At 67.9% G+C, this 17,645-nt stretch carries 26 protein-coding genes and 2 pseudogenes; 11 read left to right on the top strand and 17 right to left on the bottom strand.

The genetic code is table 11. The annotated features are described in order from the left end of the window. Positions 1–45: 45 nt before the first annotated feature. The gene (locus tag ACHMWU_RS15380) at positions 46–522 is read left to right on the top strand and encodes a hypothetical protein (protein WP_396044932.1); all 477 of its coding nucleotides are present in this window, start codon (positions 46–48) and stop codon (positions 520–522) included. On the opposite strand, the gene ACHMWU_RS15375 is transcribed toward ACHMWU_RS15380, so the two are convergent. The 6 genes from ACHMWU_RS15375 to ACHMWU_RS15350 form a co-directional block, all read right to left on the bottom strand. Further along, positions 512–886, bottom strand: a complete 375-nt coding sequence (locus ACHMWU_RS15375; RefSeq protein WP_396044930.1) for a hypothetical protein — start codon at positions 884–886, stop codon at positions 512–514. The genes ACHMWU_RS15380 and ACHMWU_RS15375 overlap by 11 nt on opposite strands. Next, positions 871–1,485, bottom strand: a complete 615-nt coding sequence (locus tag ACHMWU_RS15370) for a hypothetical protein (RefSeq protein WP_396044928.1) — start codon at positions 1,483–1,485, stop codon at positions 871–873. Before ACHMWU_RS15370 ends, ACHMWU_RS15375 begins: the two co-directional genes overlap by 16 nt. Continuing rightward, positions 1,482–2,798, bottom strand: coding sequence for a non-homologous end-joining DNA ligase (gene ligD, locus ACHMWU_RS15365; RefSeq protein ID WP_396044926.1), 1,317 nt, complete (start codon positions 2,796–2,798; stop codon positions 1,482–1,484). The genes ACHMWU_RS15370 and ligD overlap by 4 nt, the downstream gene beginning before the upstream one ends. A gap of 3 nt (positions 2,799–2,801) precedes the next feature. Next, the gene (locus ACHMWU_RS15360) at positions 2,802–3,650 is read right to left on the bottom strand and encodes a Ku protein (protein ID WP_396044924.1); all 849 of its coding nucleotides are present in this window, start codon (positions 3,648–3,650) and stop codon (positions 2,802–2,804) included. A 7-nt stretch (positions 3,651–3,657) separates the two neighbouring features. Next, on the bottom strand, positions 3,658–3,921 hold the full coding sequence (locus tag ACHMWU_RS15355) for a hypothetical protein (RefSeq protein WP_396044922.1): 264 nt from the start codon (positions 3,919–3,921) through the stop codon (positions 3,658–3,660). Between the two features lie 97 nt (positions 3,922–4,018). Continuing rightward, complete coding sequence (locus tag ACHMWU_RS15350; protein ID WP_396044920.1) at positions 4,019–4,318, bottom strand: winged helix-turn-helix transcriptional regulator; 300 nt, start codon at positions 4,316–4,318, stop codon at positions 4,019–4,021. Between the two features lie 187 nt (positions 4,319–4,505). Here ACHMWU_RS15350 and ACHMWU_RS15345 point away from each other — a divergent pair, with 187 nt between their 5' ends. After that, the gene (locus tag ACHMWU_RS15345; protein ID WP_396044918.1) at positions 4,506–5,342 is read left to right on the top strand and encodes a class I SAM-dependent methyltransferase; all 837 of its coding nucleotides are present in this window, start codon (positions 4,506–4,508) and stop codon (positions 5,340–5,342) included. A 26-nt stretch (positions 5,343–5,368) separates the two neighbouring features. Here the strand turns inward: ACHMWU_RS15345 and ACHMWU_RS15340 are convergent, their stop codons facing one another. Then, the gene (locus ACHMWU_RS15340) at positions 5,369–6,379 is read right to left on the bottom strand and encodes a LacI family DNA-binding transcriptional regulator (protein WP_396044916.1); all 1,011 of its coding nucleotides are present in this window, start codon (positions 6,377–6,379) and stop codon (positions 5,369–5,371) included. 801 nt (positions 6,380–7,180) lie between these two features. Next, positions 7,181–7,414: a hypothetical protein gene (locus ACHMWU_RS15335; RefSeq protein ID WP_396044914.1), complete on the bottom strand. Its 234-nt coding sequence runs from the start codon at positions 7,412–7,414 to the stop codon at positions 7,181–7,183. Between the two features lie 299 nt (positions 7,415–7,713). On the opposite strand from ACHMWU_RS15335, the gene ACHMWU_RS15330 reads away from it, so the two are divergent. Then, a complete protein-coding gene (locus ACHMWU_RS15330) occupies positions 7,714–7,983 on the top strand; it encodes a hypothetical protein (protein WP_396044912.1) in 270 nt (89 codons plus the stop codon). Positions 7,984–8,078: 95 nt separating this feature from the next. Here ACHMWU_RS15330 and ACHMWU_RS15325 read toward each other — a convergent pair whose 3' ends face one another. From ACHMWU_RS15325 to ACHMWU_RS15310, 4 genes are all read right to left on the bottom strand, one after another. Then, positions 8,079–8,207 carry a PDZ domain-containing protein gene (locus ACHMWU_RS15325; protein WP_396044910.1) on the bottom strand — a complete coding sequence of 43 codons (129 nt, stop codon included), beginning with the start codon at positions 8,205–8,207 and terminating at the stop codon, positions 8,079–8,081. Between the two features lie 5 nt (positions 8,208–8,212). Continuing rightward, positions 8,213–8,908: a S1C family serine protease gene (locus ACHMWU_RS15320; RefSeq protein ID WP_396046799.1), complete on the bottom strand. Its 696-nt coding sequence runs from the start codon at positions 8,906–8,908 to the stop codon at positions 8,213–8,215. A 304-nt stretch (positions 8,909–9,212) separates the two neighbouring features. After that, positions 9,213–9,641 carry a heme-binding protein gene (locus ACHMWU_RS15315; protein ID WP_396044908.1) on the bottom strand — a complete coding sequence of 143 codons (429 nt, stop codon included), beginning with the start codon at positions 9,639–9,641 and terminating at the stop codon, positions 9,213–9,215. Between the two features lie 43 nt (positions 9,642–9,684). Continuing rightward, on the bottom strand, positions 9,685–10,869 hold the full coding sequence (locus tag ACHMWU_RS15310; RefSeq protein WP_396044906.1) for an MFS transporter: 1,185 nt from the start codon (positions 10,867–10,869) through the stop codon (positions 9,685–9,687). 116 nt (positions 10,870–10,985) lie between these two features. Here ACHMWU_RS15310 and ACHMWU_RS15305 point away from each other — a divergent pair, with 116 nt between their 5' ends. The 8 genes and pseudogenes from ACHMWU_RS15305 (at position 10,986) to ACHMWU_RS15270 (ending at position 14,670) form a co-directional block, all read left to right on the top strand. Beyond that, the gene (locus ACHMWU_RS15305; RefSeq protein WP_396044904.1) at positions 10,986–11,495 is read left to right on the top strand and encodes a MarR family winged helix-turn-helix transcriptional regulator; all 510 of its coding nucleotides are present in this window, start codon (positions 10,986–10,988) and stop codon (positions 11,493–11,495) included. 63 nt (positions 11,496–11,558) lie between these two features. Continuing rightward, on the top strand, positions 11,559–11,705 hold the full coding sequence (locus tag ACHMWU_RS15300) for a hypothetical protein (RefSeq protein ID WP_396044902.1): 147 nt from the start codon (positions 11,559–11,561) through the stop codon (positions 11,703–11,705). Beyond that, positions 11,705–12,130 (top strand): annotated as a pseudogene (locus ACHMWU_RS15295) (pyridoxal-dependent decarboxylase); the annotation flags it as partial. The gene ACHMWU_RS15300 and the pseudogene ACHMWU_RS15295, both read left to right, overlap by 1 nt. After that, positions 12,120–12,392, top strand: a pseudogene (locus ACHMWU_RS15290) (pyridoxal-dependent decarboxylase); the annotation flags it as partial. The pseudogenes ACHMWU_RS15295 and ACHMWU_RS15290, both read left to right, overlap by 11 nt. A 76-nt stretch (positions 12,393–12,468) precedes the next feature. After that, positions 12,469–12,927, top strand: a complete 459-nt coding sequence (locus ACHMWU_RS15285) for a pyridoxal-dependent decarboxylase (RefSeq protein ID WP_396044900.1) — start codon at positions 12,469–12,471, stop codon at positions 12,925–12,927. A 74-nt stretch (positions 12,928–13,001) separates the two neighbouring features. After that, positions 13,002–13,421, top strand: coding sequence for a hypothetical protein (locus ACHMWU_RS15280; protein ID WP_396044898.1), 420 nt, complete (start codon positions 13,002–13,004; stop codon positions 13,419–13,421). An 84-nt stretch (positions 13,422–13,505) separates the two neighbouring features. Continuing rightward, positions 13,506–14,342: a sigma-70 family RNA polymerase sigma factor gene (locus tag ACHMWU_RS15275; protein ID WP_396044896.1), complete on the top strand. Its 837-nt coding sequence runs from the start codon at positions 13,506–13,508 to the stop codon at positions 14,340–14,342. A gap of 91 nt (positions 14,343–14,433) precedes the next feature. Then, positions 14,434–14,670, top strand: coding sequence for a DUF1059 domain-containing protein (locus ACHMWU_RS15270; protein ID WP_396044894.1), 237 nt, complete (start codon positions 14,434–14,436; stop codon positions 14,668–14,670). A 356-nt stretch (positions 14,671–15,026) separates the two neighbouring features. Here the strand turns inward: ACHMWU_RS15270 and ACHMWU_RS15265 are convergent, their stop codons facing one another. The 5 genes from ACHMWU_RS15265 to ACHMWU_RS15245 form a co-directional block, all read right to left on the bottom strand. Then, positions 15,027–15,695 (bottom strand): SDR family oxidoreductase, encoded by a 669-nt coding sequence (locus tag ACHMWU_RS15265; RefSeq protein WP_396044892.1) that lies wholly within the window; start codon positions 15,693–15,695, stop codon positions 15,027–15,029. A 39-nt stretch (positions 15,696–15,734) separates the two neighbouring features. After that, positions 15,735–16,052: a Dabb family protein gene (locus ACHMWU_RS15260; RefSeq protein ID WP_396044890.1), complete on the bottom strand. Its 318-nt coding sequence runs from the start codon at positions 16,050–16,052 to the stop codon at positions 15,735–15,737. A 51-nt stretch (positions 16,053–16,103) separates the two neighbouring features. Next, positions 16,104–16,451: a hypothetical protein gene (locus ACHMWU_RS15255; RefSeq protein WP_396044888.1), complete on the bottom strand. Its 348-nt coding sequence runs from the start codon at positions 16,449–16,451 to the stop codon at positions 16,104–16,106. 37 nt (positions 16,452–16,488) lie between these two features. Next, positions 16,489–16,848: a hypothetical protein gene (locus ACHMWU_RS15250; RefSeq protein WP_396044886.1), complete on the bottom strand. Its 360-nt coding sequence runs from the start codon at positions 16,846–16,848 to the stop codon at positions 16,489–16,491. 113 nt (positions 16,849–16,961) lie between these two features. Then, positions 16,962–17,336, bottom strand: coding sequence for a hypothetical protein (locus ACHMWU_RS15245; protein WP_396044884.1), 375 nt, complete (start codon positions 17,334–17,336; stop codon positions 16,962–16,964). Between the last annotated feature and the right edge of the window lie 309 nt (positions 17,337–17,645).

The raw sequence follows: 17,645 nt of genomic DNA, 5'->3' as shown, positions 1-17,645 counted from the left end.
CGGGTACCCCCGGTCCATTCACGCCTCCAATGACAGGGACTCCTCATGACTGCGCTGGCCGCCTACCTGCAGACCCACCTCGCCGGCTCACGCGCCGGAGTCGATCTCTTCTCGCGCAGCGCCAAGGGGCAGCTCGATCACGAGATCGGCGTCGCCCTCGACGAGATCCGCCGGGAGGTCGCCGACGAGCGCACCCAGCTCCAGCAGATCATGAGCTCGCTCGACGTCGACGAGAACCTGGTCCGGTCGACCGCAGCCCGCATCGGGGAACGGATCGCCCGGCTCAAGCCCAACGGCAGCCTGCTGCACCGCACACCGCTGACCGATCTCGTCGAGGTCGAGGCGCTCCGCATCGCCGTGTCGGGCAAGCAGGCAGGCTGGGAGTCACTCGTCGCGATCGCCGATCTCGTGCCTCAGCTCGACCTCGACCAGCTCGAGCAGCTCGTGGCCCAGGGCAAGCTCCAGCTCGAACGGCTCGGCGAGCTGCACGCCGTCGTGGCCCGCAGGGCCCTTACCCCGTGACGTCGTCCGGCTCCCTGACCACGTCATCCGGCGACTTGTCGGGGCGCAGGCCACGCCAGGTCGGCTGACGCAGCACGCCGGTGCTGGTCCACTCGACGAACACGACCTCGCCGACCAGACGCGGCGTCACCCAGCAGGCTTCCCGTGCCACGTCGGCCGGAACGTCCGTGAACGGGCTTGTCTTGCGCGTCGACGACTTCAGCGTGCTCGCGAGCCGTTCAAGCGTCCTCTCGTCGAATCCCGTCCCGACCCGGCCGGCGTACCGCAGCGAGTCTCCGTCCGGGATTCCGACCAGGAGCGAGCCGATCGTGGCGGCCCGGGCTCCCTTGCCTGGCCGCCAGCCACCGATCACGACCTCCTGCATGCGCTGGTTCTGAGCTTGAGCCACGCGGCCGATCGCTTGCCGCGTCGGTATCGGCTGTCCCGCCGCTTGGCGACGACCCCTTCCAGCTTCCGATCCCGGCTAGCCTGCACGGCCTCGGCCAGCGAGCCGTCGAAGGCAGGCGGAGTCGTCACGACGTCCCCGTCGATCGCCAACGACTGCAGGGCAGCACGGCGCTCGTCGTACGAGGCATTGAGCAGCGTGCGGCCCCCAGAACGCAGCACGTCGAAGGTCAGGTAGGTCGCGGCACCGGTCCCCTGTTGCAGTCGTCCGAAGCTGGGCACCCCTGACTCGTCGAAGGCGACGATCTCTCCGTCGAGCACGGTGTCTCGCAGATCCAGTGCGGCGAGCTCGGACACTATGTCCGGATAGGTCTGCGAGACGTCGTTGCCGTTGCGGGTGAACAAGGCGACCTCCTCGCCGTCGAGCACCGCGATCGCCCGGATCCCGTCCCACTTCAGCTCGAACGCCCAGTCCGACTCCCGGCCGATGTCGCCGACCTGGCCGGCCGTCGCGAGCATGGGCTCGAGGAACTTCGGCTTCATCAGGTGGATCAGCCAGTTCTCGCCCGTACGGATCAACGCGAACGTGCGGGGTCCGCCGAGACCTCCGTCGGGACGCCCGGTGAGGGTCGCAATGACTTCCTTGCCGTCTCGCCACTTGTCCAGCTGTAGGTTCCCGCATCCCAGATCGTGACCTCCCCGGCCCCGTACTCGCCACGCGGGATCGTTCCCTCGAACGTGCCGTAGTCGAGCGGGTGGTCCTCGGTCTGCACCGCGAGATGATTCTTGGCCGGATCGGTCGGAACCCCCTTGGGCAGCGCCCACGAGACGAGCACGCCGTCGTGCTCGAGCCGGAAGTCCCAGTGCAGCCGACTCGCGTGATGCTCCTGGATCACGAACGACTGCCCGTCCGTCGGCGTGAGCGAGTCTGGCACGGGTTCAGGGGTCTTGCTCGGATCGCGCATCGAGCGGTACTGCGTGAGGCGGTCGTCGGCCGGGCCGGCCCGCCCCAGGGCAGCCAGGGGGTCCTCGCGCCGCTTCATCCGCGCGACGACCTGGTCGAGGGTCAGCTGCTCGAGACGGTCCGTGAGCTCCCGCCAGGTGCGCGGCACCGCGACGTACGGCTCGAGGGTCCCCCGCAACGAGTACGGGGCGATGGTCGTCTTGTTGGCATTGTTCTGGCTCCAGTCGACCAGGACCTTGCCGCCGCGGACGGCCTTGCTCATCGACGACACGACCAGGTCGGGCAGCTCGGACTCCAGCGCCTGAGCCAGCTGCTTGGCGAACCGGTTGACGTATTCCGCGTCGTAGGTGCCATCGAGCCCCGCGTACAGGTGGATGCCCTTGCTGCCGCTGGTCACGGGATACGCCTCCAGGCCCAGCTCACGCAGCAGCGACCGCGCCCGCTTGGCCACCTCGACGCACTCGGGAAGACCGGCGCCAGGCCCCGGGTCGAGGTCGAGCACCAGCCGATCCGGGTTGAGCGGCATGCCGTGTCGATCGACCCGCCACTGTGGGACGTGCAGCTCCAACGCACCGACCTGCCCGGCCCAGGCCAAGGCGCCGGCATCCGAGAACACCGGATAGCTGTTGGTGTGGGTCTTGTGCTGGATCGTGACCCGTCTGATCCAGTCGGGCGCCGAGTCAGGCAGGTTCTTCTCGAAGAACACCTCGCCCGGCCGCTCTGCGGTGCCAACACCGTCGACCCACCGTTTGCGGGTCACGATCCGTCCGTCGACGTGCGGCAGCAGAACGGGCGCGACGTGCATGAAGTACGCCAGGACGTCCGCCTTGGTCGTGCCCGTCGCGGGATACAGCACCTTGTCCGGATTGGTCAGGCGCAGCCGATGACCTGCGACAGACACCGTCTGCGCCTTGGCGTGGGGAGACACGGTCTACGCGCGCTTGCGGGTCTTCTTCGCAGCCTTGGGGGCTGCCTTCGCCTTGGCCGACGTCGCCTTGGCCGCCTTCTTGCCCTCGACGCTGCGCTTGAGCGCCTCCATGAGGTCGAGGACGTCGGCCTCCTCGTCGTCGCGCTCGCCGAACGTCGCCGCAGTGTCGAGATCCTCCCCCTTCTCCAGCTTCGCCTCGACCAAGGTGCGCAGCTGCTCCTGGTACTCGTCGGTGAAGGCGGCGCTGTCGAAGTCGGAGGCGAGCGAGTCGACGATCTGCGCCGCCAGCTCGCGTTCCTTCGCGCTGATGCGCGGGGTCGTGGACAGCACGTCGAAGGCCGGCGCCCGTACTTCGTCGTCCCACAGCAGCGTCTGCAGGAGCAGCACGTCGTCGCGCACCCGCATTGCCGCGAGCCGGGTCTTCTGGCGCAGGGCGAACCGCACGATCGCGGTGCGGTCAGTCTCCTCGAGCACGCGACGCAACAAGGTGTACGGCTTCAGCGCCTGTGCATCTGGTTCGAGGTAGTAGCCGCGGTCGAGCCTCAGCACGTCGATCTGGTCGGCGGGAACGAACTCGACGACCTCGATCTCGTGGTCCCGCTCGGCCGGGAGCGACTCGAGATCCTCCTCGGTCAGCACCACGGTGCGTTCGCCGTCGTCGTACGCCTTGTCGATGTCTTCGTAGGCCACGATCTCGCCGCACACGTCGCACTTGCGCTGATAGCGGATCCGTCCGCCGTCGGCGCCGTGCACCTGGTGCAGCTTGACGTCGTGGCTCTCGGTCGCGCTGTAGACCTTGACCGGCACACTGACCAGTCCGAAGCTGATGTTGCCCTTCCAGATCGCACGCATGGCTCAGTCAACCGCGCCGGGCGCGAGCCCGCCACCTGGACGAGGCACAGCGGCGAAGCTGCATCTGCCCCAACCACACCGGGAGGTCCCGCTGCACGTGGGCCGGCCCCTTCACTGAGACGTCGCCGATGCGCAGCGCATCAGCCCAATGACGGTCGCCTCGCCAGATCTCGGTCATGGTGCGCAGATCTGTCGCGATCGAGACGTCGACCTCGAAGCCCGGGTCGTAGTCGCACACGTCGGCGTCGGCCCGTTGACGCACAACCACCACCTGCCTGCCTTCGGCGCGACGTCGCGAAACGTGAACGCCACGACGGTACGTCCGCGCGGCCAGGCCTGCACCGGCACCGTGCGGCGCATGTCCCACATCAGCAGGTGCGGATCGAGGTCCTCGGCACCGAGCTCGCCGATCCAGCGCACTCCCCACGCGCCGAGCGACTCCACGATCGGTCCGAGCTCGAGCCCGCACGGGGTGAGGCGGTAGCCGTTCGACCCGCCGCGTCGCCGGTACGGGAGACCACGCCGACCCGTTCGAGGGTGCGTAGCCGTTTCGACAGCAGCGCAGGCGACATGCGGGGATTGCCCCGCCGCAGCTCGTTGAAGTGCGTGCTGCCGGCCAGCAGCTCTCGGACCACGAGGAGCGTCCAGCGTTCGTCGAGGACCTCCATCGCTTTTGCCACAGGACAGAACTGGCCATACGTCGTCATGACTACTCCCAGCGCTCGGACGAGGTGACCTCCCTTGCGCCCAGTACACCCCCGATCCTGCGGGAGGTCCAGTACAGATCCAGCACTGGATCGGTGCTGGAACCAGGTGCAGATTGGACAGATCCGCTCATCACCGAGGAGAGAGATCATGAATGACCAGACCATCGCCCCCGCCGACCTGAAGGCACGCCATCGAGCCATGTGGGCGCTCGGCAACTACCCGTCGGTGGCGACCGACGTCATCGCCGACCTCGGCGAGACCCTCGTGCAGGCCACCGGGATCACGGCCGACGACCGCGTGCTCGACATCGCCGCCGGCTCGGGCAACGCCTCGATCCCGGCGGCCCGCACCGGCGCCACCGTCGTCGCGAGCGACCTGACTCCCGAGCTCTCGGACGCCGGTCGGCGCGAGGCCGCAGACCAGGGGCTCGAGCTCACCTGGGAGGTCGCAGACGCCGAGAACCTGCCGTACAGCGATGCAGAGTTCGACGCGGTGATCTCGTGCGTCGGCATCATGTTCGCGCCATTCCACGAGACCAGTGCCGGCGAGCTGTTGCGAGTCACCCGGCCCGGCGGTCGCATCGGGCTGATCGCCTGGACTCCCGAAGGCTTCATCGGCCAGATGTTCGCGGCCATGAAGCCCTTTGCTCCTGCCCCGCCGCCGGGGGCCACTCCACCACCACGCTGGGGCGACGAGACCCACGTCCGCGAGCTGTTCGGCAACGGGGTCGTCGCGCTGCAGGCCAGTCGGAAGAACCTGCTGGTCGACGCCTTCTCGACTCCCGAGGGCTACCGCGACTTCTTCAAGGAGCGCTACGGTCCGACCATCGCGGTGTACCGGGCCATTGCTGACCAACCCGAACGGGTCGCTCAGCTCGACGATGCTCTCGCCGACGTCGGTCGCGCCAGCTATCGACCGGACGGCACGATGCTGTGGGAGTACCTGCTGGTCACGGCCCGTCGGGCGCCAGCAACGACCCCGTGAGCGCCGGGTCGGGCCCGCACCGGCGGCTACCGCGTCGTGCTGGCACGCACGTTCAGCTGGCTGGAGACGATGACGGGGGCGGTCACGTCGAGCCCGCTGATGCGGGCGATCAGCAGCTTTATCGCCGCCGCTGTCTGCTGCTGCGGGCGAAGGTCGACCGCAGTGATCGGCGGATCGCTCTGGCGTGACTCACGACTGTCGTTGCCACACACCAGGAGCACGTCGTCGGGTATCCGCAGCCCACGCTCGGCGCACGCCTTGACGACGCCGGTGCTGTAGCCCTCGGCAGGGGCGTAGAAGGCGTCCGGCGGGTTGGCGCTGTCGAGCAGCGCCGCAGCCGGACCGAAGGCATCGCGCACCTCGATGCGCATCGGCACCGTCGCACGTACCTCGTCCTGACCGTTCTCCTGGCACCACTGGCCGTACGCGTCCTCGATGTCGTGCGCCCAGGCACGGCTCCAGTCGGTCGTCAGCAGCGCAACCCTGCGCGCCCCCGCCGCTCGCAGGTGATCGAGCACCTCGCGCGTGTTGGCGACGTTGTCACCCGACACGTAGTAGGGCCAGTCGGGTCGGCCGCTGTCACGCTCGATCGTGACGACCGGGATGCCGCTGCTCTCGAGCAGGTCGATGCGCGGGTCGTTCTCGACCGGATCGCACAGCAGGACACCGTCAGGATTGATCCTGGCCCAGTCCTCGGCCGTGCTGATGGCAGGCGGCAGGATCAGTGGACGGTTGTGGTCGAAAGCTGTCGACGCGGCGGTCGCCGCGATCTGCATGTAGTAGTCGAGGGCAAGGAGGCCGCGCGCGGCCTCAGGGTTCTCTTGCGGGAGGACCAACGCGATGGCGCCTGTCCGCCCCGTGCGGAGCGCCTGGGCGGTCGCACTGGGCCGGTAGCCCAGCTGTTCGGCGACCAGGCGTACCCGTTCGGCCGTGGCGAAGCTGACTTTCCCCTTGCCGTTGAGAGCGTGCGAAACCGTGGTGACAGAGACGCCGGCTTCTTGCGCGACGACGCGAATCGTGACCCGAGATGTGTTCACGCAGTCACCCTACTGGTCCAGCCTTGCGGTGGGCGCAGACCGAAAAACTTCGTTGAAACTACGTGATACCAATCGTTTTAGGTTGTGATTGACAGTCAGGTAGGTCACATCGATAGCCCCATTCACGCCTCATTTCGGCGTCCCGGCGACCTACCATCGAGCATGCTGACTGACAAGGACCGCACCGCGATCGTGATCGTCCACGGCATGGGTGAGCAGCTTCCCGTCGAGACACTCGCCCAGTTCGCCAAGTCGGCGCTGCCCCAGCACGAAGGCACCCGCTGGTACTTCTCACGCGCCGACAACGTGAGCTCCTCGTTCGAGGCGCGCTGCTATCGCGCCTATCGGCGGCCCTTTCACGGTCCCGCCGAGAAGCTCGTGCACGGCAACGTCGACCTGTTCGAGTACCACTGGTCGTACCTCATGACGGGCAACCGGGTCACCGACGTCGTCAAGCCTGCCCTGCGGCTGCTGGTGCGGTTTCCCTGGCGGGTGCCGTCGGGTCTTCGCGTCCTGTGGGCGCTGATCTGGATCGCGGCCATCACCACGATCACCCTCGCGGTCGTCTATCGCGAGCCCATCGCTGATTGGTCGACCACGACCTTGCAAAGAACTATCGGCATTGCCGCGGTCGTGCTGGCCGTCGGGACGTTCCTCGCCCGAGCCCTGCTGAAGGGGGCCGGGGCCGTGGTCGGCAGGACATTCGTCGACGTCGTCCGCTATCTCGACCGGTCGCCCAGGTCGTACACCGTGCGCAAGGACATCCGTGCCGGACTCGTCGACCTGCTCGCCGAGCTGCACTCAGCGCAGCGCTACAGCCGGATCGTCGTCGTGGCGCACAGCCTCGGCGGCTTCATCGCCTATGACGCCCTGACGTCGTTGTGGCCCACCATGAACCGCACGCACACCTGCGAGCCGCACGACTCCAAGTTCCGGATCCCGCACCTCGCAACGTTGACGGAGCAGGCCAAGCAGCTGCAGGATCACCCGTCCGACGAGGCTCTGCTCGACGACGAGCAGGCTGCGGAGCTGCACGCCTTCCGCGCCACTCAGCTCGACTTGTGGAAGGACCTGCGCCTACGAGGCAATCCGTGGCTCGTCACCGACTTCATCACCCTCGGCACCCCGATGTACTTCGCCGACGTCCTGCTGTCGTCCAAGCGGAGCGAGTTCGCCCGCCTGACCCGCATCTCCGAGCTGCCCATGTGTCCCCCGCGGCCTGGGACGCAGACTGTCGAGGGCGGCACGATGCCGATCAAGGATCGTGACACCTACAGCCACGTCGACAAGAACATCGAGGTGCTGAACCACGACGCCCTGTTCGCCGTCGTCCGGTGGACCAATCTGTACTTCCGTCCGGCGGCCGGCTTCTTCGGCGACTGGTTCGGCGGCCCTCTCCGACCTCTGTACGGCCTCGGCATCCAGGACCAGCCGCTGACCGGCAACCGCCCGAAGCGCTTCATGCCAGGGCTGGCGCACTCGTACTACTTCCGGTACCCGAACAGCTCGATTCCGACGACGCCGCCCGCCAGCTGCAACGGCACATCAACTTCCGGCTGGAGGCCGAGGACGACGACTGGCCCGACCTCGTCAAGGCTCCGTGACGACCGGGCACCCCTAGCTCGGATCGGGGGCGACCTGCAGCTTCACGTCCGCCTCGAACGTCTTGCCGTCGCGCACCCCCTGCACCGTGACGACGTCACCGGCAGACCGGGTCAACGAGATCTCCTGCAGAAGCTGCTGCAGTCGTTGCCCGGCGCCCGTCGATCGAGGTCAGGACGTCGCCGGCCTGCAGGCCAGCCAACGCAGCGGGTCCGCCCTCGGACACCGATGTCAGGAACAGGCCCCGTGGCGGTCGACACCTCCGAGCCGTCGGTGACCGGCGCGACCGAGACACCGAAGTGGACGTGTGCCACCCGACCGTCGCTGATCAGCGTCGGCAATGCGTCGAGCACTGTCTGCGGGGATCGCGAAGCCCAGACCGATGCTGCCGGCGACCGGCACCCCGGCCGAGTCGCTGGCGGTCGCACCGGCGGTCGGCACGCCGACCAGGACCCCGGCACAGTTCGCGAGCGTCCCACCGCTGTTGCCCGGGTTGATCGCCGCATCGGTCTGCAACGCCGAGATGAGCAGGGCTGTCGCATCACCGTCGGCGGGCACCGTGACGGTACGGCCGAGCCCGCTGATGATCCCGGCGGTCATGGTGTCTGACAGTCCCAGGGGTGCGCCGACTGCGAAGACCTGCTCGCCGATGCGCGGGCTCTCCCGCGTGTCGAACGTGATCGGCACGATCTCGGTCTGCGCACTGACCTTCAGCACCGCGAGATCAGTCTGGATGTCGCGACCGACCAGTGTGGCCTCGAGAGTCTCGCCGTTGGGACGCAGCACGCTGATGCTGCCGCCGTCGACCGCCGACGAGATGACGTGGTTGTTGGTCAGGATGTGCCCGTCGGTGTCGATGAACTCGCCAGACCCGCTGCCCGCCGGACCGCTGGCGTCGTTGGCGAAGATCGTCACGACCGAGGGCATGACCTTCGGAGCCACCTCGGTAGCCGGGCAGAACTCGCCGGCTCCGCCGCTGTTCGACGACCCGGACCGATCGGCCACGACGAAGATTCCGGTGACAAGCAGAGCCGTGCCCGCAGCGACGACCGCGCCGACACGTACATCGCGATTCTTGAGCAAGGTCTCGGGCTTTCTGGGCGGCATCCGGTGGCCAAACCCTACTTCGTCGCCGGGTCAAGGGATACCAACGCACCGTTCCCGCTGGCGCAGTGACATAGCAACCTATCCGGCGCTCGGATACGTCGCCAAGTCACCGCACCGGGGATTGCTACGCCAGGGCGGCCGCCGCTGCCAGCGCCACGGCACTGTCCTGGTCAGGAGCGCCGCCACCGACCCCGATCGCGCCGATCAGACGTCCGTCACGGTGCAGCGGCACGCCACCGGCGATGAAGAGCAGCGGCCGGTCGAGGGCCGTGGGCAAGGTGTGGAACAGCGCGCCGGGTTGCACGAGGTCGACGAGGTCCGCCGTGGGGCTGCCCAGCTGGACCGACGTGAAGGCCTTGCGGGTGCTGGTCTCGCCCGAGATCAGCACAGCGTTCTCGTCGCGCCGGAATGCCATCAGGTTGCCGCCCGCGTCGAGGATCGTGATGCTGACGGCGATACCTGCTGCCTCGGCTTCGCTGCGGGCCACTGCGACGAGCTCATCCGCCTCAGGTGCTCTCAGGGGGCGGACGCCAGCGGCGATGGGATGCGACATGAGTGTCTCCTGGTGTGGTGAAGGGTGAGTGGGCTGGAGCTGTTCAGGCATGGCTGGTCTGCAGGACAGGGGTGTGAGCTCGTTCAGAACGGCGTTCGAGCGCGCCTGAGAGGACGGCTAGCGCGAGTGCTCCGGCAACGAGCAGGGCCCCGACCCAGTTGGGTGCGGTGTAGCCGAGGCCTGCCGAGATCACGACTCCACCGAGCCAGGCGGCCAGCGCGTTGCCGAGGTTGAAGGCGCCGATGTTGACGGCCGATGCGAGCGTCGGCGCGCCGCTGGCCTGGTCGAGCACCCGCTTCTGCAGCGGCGGCACCGTCGCGAAGCCGAGCGCGCCGACCAACGTGATGCTGATGGCAGACAGCACCTTGTCGTGGGCCGTCAACGTGAACAGGGCCAGCACGATCGCCAGACCGCCGAGCGATGCGTACAAGAACGGCATCAACGCCCGGTCGGCGTACTTGCCGCCGATCAGGTTGCCTGCCACCATCCCGGTGCCGAACAGGACCAGCAGCCACGTGACTGCGCCTTCGGAGTAGCCTGCGACGTCCGTCATCATGGGCGCGATGTAGGTGATCGCGGCGAACACTCCACCGAAGCCCAGCACCGTCATCAACATGGCGAGGACGACCTGGACGTTGCGGAACGCAGCCACCTCGTGCCGTACCCGCACCGTGTCCTCGCGCGGCGCGAACGGCACCAGCGCCGCGACGCCGATCATCGCGATGACTCCGAGCCCGGCGACGAGCACGAACGTCGTGCGCCATCCGATCTCCTGGCCCACGAACGTCCCCAGTGGAACGCCGACGACATTGGCCAGCGTGAGGCCGGTGAACATCGTCGCGATGGCTCCGGCTCGCTTGTTCGGCGCCACCAGACCTGCGGCGACGACCGATCCGATGCCGAAGAACGTGCCGTGAGCCAGCGAGGCGACGAGACGGCCGATGACCATGACTTCGAAGGTCGGGGCGAAGGCCGTGACCAGGTTGCCGATCACGAAGATGCCCATCAGGGCCGTCAGCATCCGCTTGCGCGAGATCTTGGTGCCCAGGATGGTCAGGACCGGAGCCCCGATCAGCACGCCGAGGGCGTATCCGGTGACGAGCCATCCGGCGGTGGGTATGGAGACGCCGAAATCTGCCGACACGGCAGGCAGGAGTCCCATGATCACGAACTCTGTGGTGCCGATGGCGAAGGCGCCTACAGCGAGTGCGAGCAGTGCGAGTGGCACGATGGACCTTTCGAGACGAACGATGATTGCCATCGTCGACAATAGTTGCAGACGCTTGTTAATGCAAGCGCGCATTATTGCTGTTTGCTATCTTTGCCTGAGAGGGAAGGACACCCATGACTGCGACAGATCCCGCACTGACCGCGCTGGCCGACGGCTGGTGGAGCTTGTCTCAGCCCCACGGCACGATCGAGACGCGCATCGAGCGCGCGCTCCAGGCCCATCACGACCTGAGCGTCCGCGAGTTCTCGCTGCTGAACGTCCTGAGCCGGCAGCACTCCGGCGAAGGCGGGCACCTGCAGATGAACCAGGTCGCCGTTGCCGTCGTGCTGAGCCAGAGCGCGACGACCCGCCTCGTGAGCAGGCTCGAAGATCGCGATCTCCTGGCTCGCTACCTGTGCCCCACCGACCGTCGTGGCATCTACACCGACGTCACCGAGCAGGGCCGCGCACTGCTCGAACGCAGCTCGCCCCGACCCATGACGGCGCCCTGCGGGCTGCGCTGGACGACGCCTCGCAGGACCCCGAGCTCGCACCGCTGGTGCGCGCGGTCGAAGAGCTCTCGTCGGTCACGTCGGCGTAGCTGCTTCCGCCTGACCCTCTCGCCAGATTCGGGGCTATCGTGACGCATGGCCCTCCATCGCAGCCCTGGTCCCCGCCACGCCTCTGCCCACTCGGCCGAACGCGATGTGGACGCATCACCGTCGCGCTCGTCGAATCCATTCCTCACCGAGGCCAACCCCGACCTCGCGAGCCGCCTGGTGCCACCGAAGGACTCGCTGGCCGATGCGCCCGTGCCACCCGATGTCGCGTACCAGCGATCCACGGACGACTGATGCTCGACGGCAACGCCCGGCTCAACCTCGCGACCTTCGTGACGACCTGGATGGAACCACACGCGCGCGCCCTGATGTCCGAGTGTGTCGACAAGAACATGATCGACAAGGACGAGTACCCGCAGACCGCCGAGCTGGAGCGCCGCTGCGTCTCGATCCTGGCCGACCTGTGGCACGCCGACTCCACTACACCTGCCACGGGATGCTCGACGACGGGTTCCAGCGAGGCCTGCATGCTCGCCGGCCTGGCGCTGCGCCACCGGTGGTCCGCCCGGGTGCACGATCGGACCAGACGGCCCAATCTCGTCATGGGGGCCAACGTCCAGGTCTGCTGGGAGAAGTTCTGTCGCTACTTCGACGTCGAGCCTCGCATCGTTCCGATGTCCGGAGACCGCTTTCACCTCGACGCGGAGCATGCCGTCGCCCAGTGCGACGACGACACGATCGGCGTCGTCGCGATCCTGGGCTCGACCTTCGACGGCAGCCGAGCCGGTCGCCGAGATCGCCGCTGCCCTCGACGACCTCGCCGCAGCGGGCGGACCCGACGTGCCGATCCATGTCGACGGTGCCTCCGGTGCCATGATTGCGCCCTTCCTCGACGAGGAGCTGCTCTGGGACTTCCGGCTCCCCCGGGTCGCCTCGATCAACACCTCGGGACACAAGTACGGCCTGGTCTACCCCGGCGTCGGCTGGATCCTGTGGCGAGACGCCGCGGCACTGCCCGGACGAGCTGGTGTTCAACGTCAACTACCTGGGCGGCGAGATGCCGACGTTCGCCCTCAACTTCTCCCGCCCCGGCTCGGAGGTCGTCGCCCAGTACTACACGTTCTTCCGGCTAGGCCGCTCCGGCCTCCGGGACGTTCAGCAGGCGTGCCGCGACGTCGCCACCTACCTGTCGAGCCGCATCGAGGCCATGCCCGAGTTCACTCTCCTGAGTCGCGGGGACGAGCTGCCCGTCTTCGCCTTCACGACGAGCGAGCACGCTGGGACGTGGGACGTCTTCGCGGTGTCTCGCGCGCTGCGCGAACGAGGGTGGCAGGTCCCGGCCTACACCTTCCCCGAGGATCGGCAGGACCTGTCAGTCCTGCGGATCGTGTGCCGCAACGGATTCGGCCATGACCTCGCCGACCTGCTGATCGCCGACCTGACCTCCGCCGTGGCCACCCTCAACGCCCATCCCACCACCGAGACCAGATCCGGCCCAGCTGGCTTTCGCCACTGACGGACGGACCTGGCGAGAAACGCGCCCTCCTCACCCACGACGGGGGAAGCATCTGCGGTCGACACAGGAGGATCGTGACCGAGATGAACCCCACGACGACCTGTGCGCGCATCCTCCTCCTCTCCGCACTCGTGCTCGCCGCTGGTTGCGGCAGCGAGGACGACGACACGGCCGCTCTCTGCTCCAGCGTCGACTCGCTGAAGACCTCGGTCTCAGGACTGACCGACATCACGATCGACAAGAACGCCCTCACCGACCTGCAGGCACGCCTCGACCAGGTCCAGACCGACCTGGGAGAGGTCAAGGACGATGCAAGCGACAAGTACGCCACCGAGATCGATGCGGTCGACCAGGCGGCCTCCACGGTGGGTTCGACGCTCGACCAGGCGATCAGCACGCCGTCCGTCCAGGCCGCGTCGGCCGTCGGCACCGCCGTGCAGAGCCTCGGCACGTCACTGAAGACCCTCGCCGATGCCGTCAAGGGAACCTGCTGAGACCTGGTCGTCGCCGCTGTTGGTCACACTCGGCAGGTCCTGCGCGTCAGTAGGGTGACCAGCAGCGACAGAAGGGTGCGACCCGTGGACCAGACCGAGCAGTTCGAGGCAGAACGACCACGACTGGTGGGAATCGCGAGCCGAGTGCTCGGCGATCCCACCGAGGCCCAGGACGTCGTCCAGCAGACGTGGTTGCGGCTGCACGGCACCACGACCCAGATCGACAGCCTGCCAGCGTGGCTGACGACGGTCACGACGCGACTGTGTCTCGACCGGTTGCGCTCACGCACCCCAGTTCCCGTCGACGCCCTCGATCCGGGCACGACCGTCAGCGATCCGGCCGACGACGTCGCGCTCGCCGACACTGTCGGGGTCGCCCTGCACGTCGTGCTCGACCGGCTCTCCCCACGAGAGCGAGTGGCCTTCGTGCTCCACGACAGCTTCGGCTTCGAGTTCCCGACGATCGCCGCAGTCCTCGACACGACCCCTGCGGCGGCCCGCAAGCTGGCCTCGCGGGCACGTGCCAAGGTCGCCCAACCGCGTTCTGAGGACGGCTTGGCCGACTGGCAGGTCGTCGACGCGTTCATGGCTGCGGCACGCAGCGGCGACTTCGACGCCTTGCTGCGGCTGCTGGCGCCCGATGCGCTCGTGGGAGCAGACGACGCCGCGATCCTCGCCGGGACTCCCCAGGAGATCGTCGGTCGCGGCGAGGTCGCGGCGTTCTTCAACGGCAGCGCCCACGCCGCACTGGCCGTGTTCGTCGGCGACCGCCCCGGCAGCGCCTGGTTCCACCTCGGCGCAGCCAAGGTCGTCTTCGACTTCACGATCGCCGACGGCGTGGTGCAGGCCATCACCTTCCGCGCCGCTCCGGAGACCCTCTCGCAGGTGGTTCGCCGAGACGGTGACCAACGCCGCGACTGAACCGATCTCGACCCGTTGCAGCTCCCCCTGTCACACAGCGTCCATCCCCATCGTCAGTACAGCAGGACCCCACACCCAGAAGGAGACACCCATGAAGACCATGACCTGCCGAGCGCTCGGCGGCCCGTGCGACATCGAGCACCACGGCGAGACCGCCGACGACGTCATCAACGCCCAGGACAGGCACCTCAAGGAGGCCGAGAAGGCCGGCGATGCCTCCCACCAGGAGGCGCGCAACGCCATGAAGAGCCGGTGGCGCCACCCCAAGAAGTCGCTGGGCTGGTACAACGACACCAAGAAGGCCTTCGCCGAGCTGCCGGAAGACTGAGATCGGCCTGCCCGGCCATGTCGACTGGCCGGGCGGGCCGTGAATCCGGAGCACCCGCTCGGCCGGGTCCCGGTTTCGCGGCGGTGCTGACGGGTACGCAGGAGCGACACCCGCACCGCCATCGCGAAAGGTCCACCATGAGTCGCTACCAGCTGCAGGACGCCGACGGACGAGCTTCGGCGAGGAGTCGTTCGACTCGTTCGACGCCGCCAACGCCTGGGCTCTGGAGCAAGACGTATCCCCCGGATGGACGCTGTTCCAGCAGATCGGCGGCGACTGGACACCGGCACGCATCGACCCGTCGTAGTCGATCACTTCTGCTTACCGCATGCGCGATTCGCTGTATGACAACGTCTTCATCTGGCCACTACCCGGCGTACGGCACCTCGGTCTGCCAGCTTTTCGACGTCTTGACGGGAAGCGTCGAAGATCGCCTCGGCGACCCGGTCGGGCGTGAAGGCGCCTTCCGACGCCAGGACGCCTCGGACCGTCACCGAGACGGCGCGGATCCCGTCGTCGCTCAGGTGCGCGTCGAGGCTCTGGACGAGGTTGCGCACGCCGGCCTTCTGGACTCCCAACGTCGCCGCGCCCGGGGACGGCTGGTCGGCGGCCATGCTCCCGGTGACCGTGATCCGTGCACCAGCGGCCATGAACGGACGCGCCGCCTGGACCGAGGTCAGCAGGGCACCCACCCCCAGCGCAACGTCCGTCAGGAGCTCGTCGACGGTCAGGGTCAGCGGATCCTTGGCACGGAACGCGCTGGGGTTGAAGTGCAGGACGTCGACCTGCCCGAAGGCTTCACCGAGCTGGGTGATCGCCGCCGTGGTGACCGCGACGTCGGTGACGTCGGCGACAGCCCAGCGGACGAGGCTCTCGTCCGACGAGATGCTCTGCGCCACCTGCTGCACGACATCCTCTTCGGCTCCGAGCAGGGCGACGCGGTAGCCATGGCGGGCGAACAGCCGTGCCACGGAGCCGCTGACCCCTGGACCCGCTGCGATGACGAGGACGACCGGTGCGCTCATGTCTGCACCCTAGTCGGCCCCCAGCGGGCCCGCGCCGGATCAGGCCGTGACGGTCCTGACCTCGTCGTCGGCGTACTGGACGAACGCCTTGCCTGCCAGCACCGGCCCGATGTGGTCGGTGACGACGGCGACGTGCGCGGGGTGTGTTTTGTACGCCTGCCAGGCCTCCACCGACTCGAAGCGCATCTGGAACCGCAGGTTCGCGTTGCCGGGGACCAGGCCCGCATCTCGCACGACCTGCGCCTCGGCGAGCCCGTCGATCTGCGCCGGAAGGCCGAGCAGCCCGTCGAGGATCGCGTCGACCTGGGCGTCGGTCGCTTCGGGGACGAGCGTGAGGTGGCCTACGTGGTTGAACATCTTGCTCCTGGTGCTTGTGTTGGTCGGTGGGGGATCGTCAGCAGGCAGGGGTCAGTGCAGCTCGAGGAGCGAGCCGTGACCGGCGATCCGGTCGTCGATGCCGTTGACCCGGAAGGCATGCCACATCGTGGCCAGGTTGATCGCGATGACGGGCTTGCCGAGCTCCTTCTCCAGCTCGGCGGCGACCGCGACGCACTCCAAGTTGGTGCCGCACTGGATCAGCGCATCGACGTCGGGTCCGTCGACCGACAGGAAGGCATTGCGCAGGGTCTCGGGCGTCTCGTCGGCGATCGACGTCGCCGACTCGGAGCACAGACCGTGAATCGCTGCGACGTCGAAGCCGAGCTCGGTGAAGTAGTCGACGACCTGCTCATCTCCGACGGGCTGGTACGGGGTCACGATGCCGATTCGGTTGGCGCCGAAGGCCTTGAGCGCCTCACCCGCGGCAGTGGCCCCCCGTGGTGACCTCGAGCCCGGTCAGCTCACGCACGTTCTGCTCGAACGCGGCATTGCCCTGCACACCGCCCCAGAAGGTCTCGGCCGACATGCCCATCACGATGTACTCCGGCTGGCAGGTCATGACGGTCTCGAGCGCTGACGGCAGCGCTTCGTTGAGGCACTCGCGAAATGCACCGAAGGCGTCGGCGGAGTCGAGCGCGGGTGCCTTGATCATGATCCGGCCGGTGTGCCAGGAGCAGTCCTGCGGTCGCAGGTGCGCGAACTCTCGCTCGACCGAGGTGTTGGTCGACGGCAGGACGAGGGCGAACTTGCGACCTTTGGCAATCGTGCTGGGCATCCGGATCTCCTTGGCTTTGCGCGACGCTCTCGCGCACTCACAAGAAGTATAGAGAATATATACATCCCATCGAGTCAGTGGACGGATACGCTGCCCACCCCCGTGCCGCTGCGCTACAGCAACCTGGCCAGCCGCTTCTTGCGCAGGTTCTCCTTCACGATCCACCCGACGTCCGGATCGGACGTGTCGAGGTCTCGGAACGCCCCCAGGCCGGGCCCGGGATCGGCGGCGACCGCCACGCTCCAGGCATAGCCCAGTGCCTGACGGAGCGTCCGTGCGTCAGAACCTGCCCGCTCGGCCAGCGGAAGACCAACCAGGTGCAGCGTGCACCGGCCGCAGAGGTCGACAGCGACCGCTGCGGCCCCTTCTGCCTTCAGCAGCCGTGGCTCGCAGATCGCTGCCACCGCCGCGCGCTGCACCAGGAGACTGGGATCGTCCGCCCACCTCCGCACGATCTCGACCAGCGCAGCGGGCGCGTCATCGCCCAACAGCGCAGTCCGATGACGACGCCCTCCCGTACGCGCCAGCGTTCATCGGCGGCCAACGAGCGAGCCCGCGCCTCGAACCTGGCGCCGTCCGCACGGCGACCGAGCGCCGCCGCAGCGCACATCGCCTGGTACTCCCCGCCGTCTCGCACGAGCTCGTCGATCTCAGCTTCTCCGGCCACCCTCGCGACGGCGCCGACCAGCGAGAGGTTCGCGCGCGGTCCCGGGAAGGCCGGAGTTCTCGGCCAAGTAGGCCGGCCACTCCGCACGGTCCACGTCCCGCAAGCCGGTTTCCCAGACGTCAGCCGCTGC

The organism is Aeromicrobium sp. UC242_57 (assembly GCF_044452305.1).
Classification (GTDB): domain Bacteria; phylum Actinomycetota; class Actinomycetes; order Propionibacteriales; family Nocardioidaceae; genus Aeromicrobium.
Note: the sequence above shows the minus strand (reverse complement) of the source record. Positions and strands in the feature narration are given on the sequence as shown.

Coding starts and splice junctions, on each gene's coding strand:
- ACHMWU_RS15345 (WP_396044918.1), top strand. CDS start 4,506: ATGAATGACCAGACCATCGCCCCCGCCGACCTGAAGGCACGCCATCGA.
- ACHMWU_RS15270 (WP_396044894.1), top strand. CDS start 14,434: ATGAAGACCATGACCTGCCGAGCGCTCGGCGGCCCGTGCGACATCGAG.
- ACHMWU_RS15285 (WP_396044900.1), top strand. CDS start 12,469: ATGCCGACGTTCGCCCTCAACTTCTCCCGCCCCGGCTCGGAGGTCGTC.
- ACHMWU_RS15320 (WP_396046799.1), bottom strand. CDS start 8,908: ATGCCCTCGGTCGTGACGATCTTCGCCAACGACGCCAGCGGTCCGGCG.
- ACHMWU_RS15315 (WP_396044908.1), bottom strand. CDS start 9,641: ATGTCGCATCCCATCGCCGCTGGCGTCCGCCCCCTGAGAGCACCTGAG.
- ACHMWU_RS15250 (WP_396044886.1), bottom strand. CDS start 16,848: ATGCCCAGCACGATTGCCAAAGGTCGCAAGTTCGCCCTCGTCCTGCCG.
- ACHMWU_RS15380 (WP_396044932.1), top strand. CDS start 46: ATGACTGCGCTGGCCGCCTACCTGCAGACCCACCTCGCCGGCTCACGC.
- ACHMWU_RS15375 (WP_396044930.1), bottom strand. CDS start 886: ATGCAGGAGGTCGTGATCGGTGGCTGGCGGCCAGGCAAGGGAGCCCGG.
- ACHMWU_RS15360 (WP_396044924.1), bottom strand. CDS start 3,650: ATGCGTGCGATCTGGAAGGGCAACATCAGCTTCGGACTGGTCAGTGTG.
- ACHMWU_RS15265 (WP_396044892.1), bottom strand. CDS start 15,695: ATGAGCGCACCGGTCGTCCTCGTCATCGCAGCGGGTCCAGGGGTCAGC.
- ACHMWU_RS15305 (WP_396044904.1), top strand. CDS start 10,986: ATGACTGCGACAGATCCCGCACTGACCGCGCTGGCCGACGGCTGGTGG.
- ACHMWU_RS15350 (WP_396044920.1), bottom strand. CDS start 4,318: ATGGAGGTCCTCGACGAACGCTGGACGCTCCTCGTGGTCCGAGAGCTG.
- ACHMWU_RS15260 (WP_396044890.1), bottom strand. CDS start 16,052: ATGTTCAACCACGTAGGCCACCTCACGCTCGTCCCCGAAGCGACCGAC.